The sequence below is a fragment of the Actinomyces minihominis genome, assembly GCF_900187855.1.
Lineage (GTDB): Bacteria > Actinomycetota > Actinomycetes > Actinomycetales > Actinomycetaceae > Scrofimicrobium > Scrofimicrobium minihominis.
In genome coordinates this window covers 1-2,269 of sequence record NZ_FYEG01000021.1, presented here as the reverse complement: position 1 = coordinate 2,269, position 2,269 = coordinate 1, and the positions used below count along the sequence as shown (strand labels likewise).

The following is a 2,269-nucleotide window of genomic DNA, read 5'->3' as shown; positions in this document are numbered from 1 at the left end:
CCGGACCCCAACAATGGGACACCCAAACCAGCCCCGAAGACGGACTCTGGACACGAAAAGGCTGGGCAGGAAGATGGCAACCCTAACGACACGCCCGGCTAAAACACCACGTTCTGGCCATTAACCCGACACTGTCGACCTCCTTCGCCGTCGTGGTCCCATCTTGTCAGTCCGGGAGAGCCCCGTGGAGCGGGCGTGTCGACATCCGCGCGCACTTGCGCGGAAAACCACATCATGCGCGTCGTCGGATGCCCCGAGGCACTATGATTCTGACATATGCGCACCGGATGTCTTATCGTCGCCCTTGGATCGCCCTCGGCGCCCACTCCCCGGGAGATCCGTCGCTTCCTCGCGCCTTTTCTTTCGGACCGCCGCGTGGTGGACTTCCACCCCGCGCTCTGGCGCCCGATCCTCCACGGAATCGTGCTGCCGTTCCGGCCCGGGCGGATCGCCGAGCAGTATGAGGGCGTCTGGATGCCCGAAGGTTCGCCGCTCACCGTCCACACGATTGCGCAGCGCGACCACCTGGCTCGGGAACTCCCCGGCGTCGACGTGCAGTACGCGATGACCTACACCGAGCCGTCCATCCCCGAGGCGCTCTCCCGGATGGACGTCGACCACATCACGGTTCTCCCGCTCTTCCCGCAGTACGCGCCGTCCACTGTCGCCGCCGTCGTCGATCAGGTCATGCAGTACTACCAGGGCGCGACGTCGATGCCGCACCTCACGATCGTCTCATCGTGGGAGACCTCGTCCACGTACATCGCCTGGCACGCGCGGCGCCTGGCCGAGACCTGCGCGGCCACGGACGTGGACCGCATCGTGTTCTCCTACCATGGCGTCCCAGCGCGGTGGCGGCACGCGCCCGAAGCGTACATGGCGCAATGCGAGACGACGACAAACGCCATCATGGACGCCGTCGGCGAGATCCCCTTTGAAATCACCTTCCAGTCGAAGTTTGGTCCCGGGGAGTGGCTCACTCCCGCCACGATCGACCGGATGGCGAAGCTCCCCAGCGAGGGCGCCCGCCGCGTCGCCGTCTGCACCCCCGGATTCATCGCGGACTGCCTCGAGACTTCCGAGGAGCTCGACGTCCTCAACCACAAGGCGTTCCGCGACGCCGGCGGAGAAGTCTTCGTGCGCGTGGCCCCGCCGAACTCCGATCCGATCGCCGGCGCCATGCTCGCGGAGGTCTACCGTGCGCACGCCCCAGGGGTGGCAGCCTCCGCCTAGCTCACCGCCCCGCAACGGAGCGCCGACGGAGCAACCGTCCATCTTGGTGGTCGCGCCCAGCGGCACCGCGAACGAGGCGTACGCGCGCGGCACCCCGAGGTTCTTGGAGGCGACCCGCTCGGTCACGGGGAGCGTGCCGATCGAGGAACGCGAGACGAACGCGAGCTGGATCGCCGGCCACGCGCCGCGGAAGTAGCTGCGGATAGAGAGCCGGTTGGCCGCGAGGATCGAGGGGTACACCGCGAACAGCACGATGGCGAGACCGATGTAGACCGCCGCGGAGTAGGTGGCGAGGCTCGCGAGCGACGACCACCCGTAGGTCGCGATCGCGTTCCCGATGAGTCCCACCGTGCCGATCGGGGCGAGGCGGATCACCCACCAGAGCACCTTCTGGATGATCGCGAGGAGGGAGGCGTTGAAGGAGAGGAACGGGTCCGCCTTTCCTCCGACCTTCAGCGCGGCGACTCCCACCGCGATCGCGATCACGAGGATCTGCAGCACGCTGAAACCGAGATACGACGACGCGGAGGCGATCGCGGATCCGATGGTGGACAGGGCCACGGTGAGGCCGTTCGGCTCGTCGCCCTCGCTGTTTCCGATGGCGAGCGCGAGCCAGCCCAGGCCGACCCCGAGGATGAGGCCGAGGAGGATCTGGACCGAGAACGACGGGAGTCGCCTGCGGCGCGTGGTGGAGTCTGGTTGTGACGATGACATGGAAAAGCCCCTTCAGGGTGAGATAACTGGGTGGGTGCACGGTCACGGTTTGAGTGGCGCGTGGGAGCGTGCGAGTTCCAGAAGGGACGTGCGCGAGGAACCGGGGTCGTCGGGCCGCCCGAACTGGGCCTGGCTTACCGGCGTTGCGCGATGCGCGCGGATCGTGTGCGGCTGCAGAAGCTATCGCACGGAAGAGGGATAAAGGCCAGAACGTGGTGTTTATGATCGGGGTTGGTGGCGTGGTGGCGCGTGTTAGTGGCTGTTATTAACTCCCACAGAGTTAATAAGGGGTGGGTCGTTGACAAGGAGGACTCCTTGTGGG

1 protein-coding gene and 1 pseudogene are annotated in these 2,269 nt (G+C 66.4%); one reads left to right on the top strand and one right to left on the bottom strand.

Features of this window, described 5'->3' with window-relative positions; translation table 11 throughout:
- The first annotated feature begins 276 nt into the window (after positions 1-276).
- A complete protein-coding gene (gene hemH, locus CS903_RS09785) occupies positions 277-1,233 on the top strand; it encodes a ferrochelatase (RefSeq protein WP_099333260.1) in 957 nt (318 codons plus the stop codon).
- A gap of 36 nt (positions 1,234-1,269) precedes the next feature.
- Here hemH and CS903_RS09780 read toward each other — a convergent pair.
- Positions 1,270-1,947 (bottom strand): annotated as a pseudogene (locus CS903_RS09780) (dicarboxylate/amino acid:cation symporter); the annotation flags it as partial.
- Positions 1,948-2,269: the final 322 nt, after the last annotated feature.

What these genes read in the sequence shown, in the direction of transcription:
- hemH (WP_099333260.1), top strand. Translation starts at nt 277, where the DNA reads ATGCGCACCGGATGTCTTATCGTCGCCCTTGGATCGCCCTCGGCGCCC.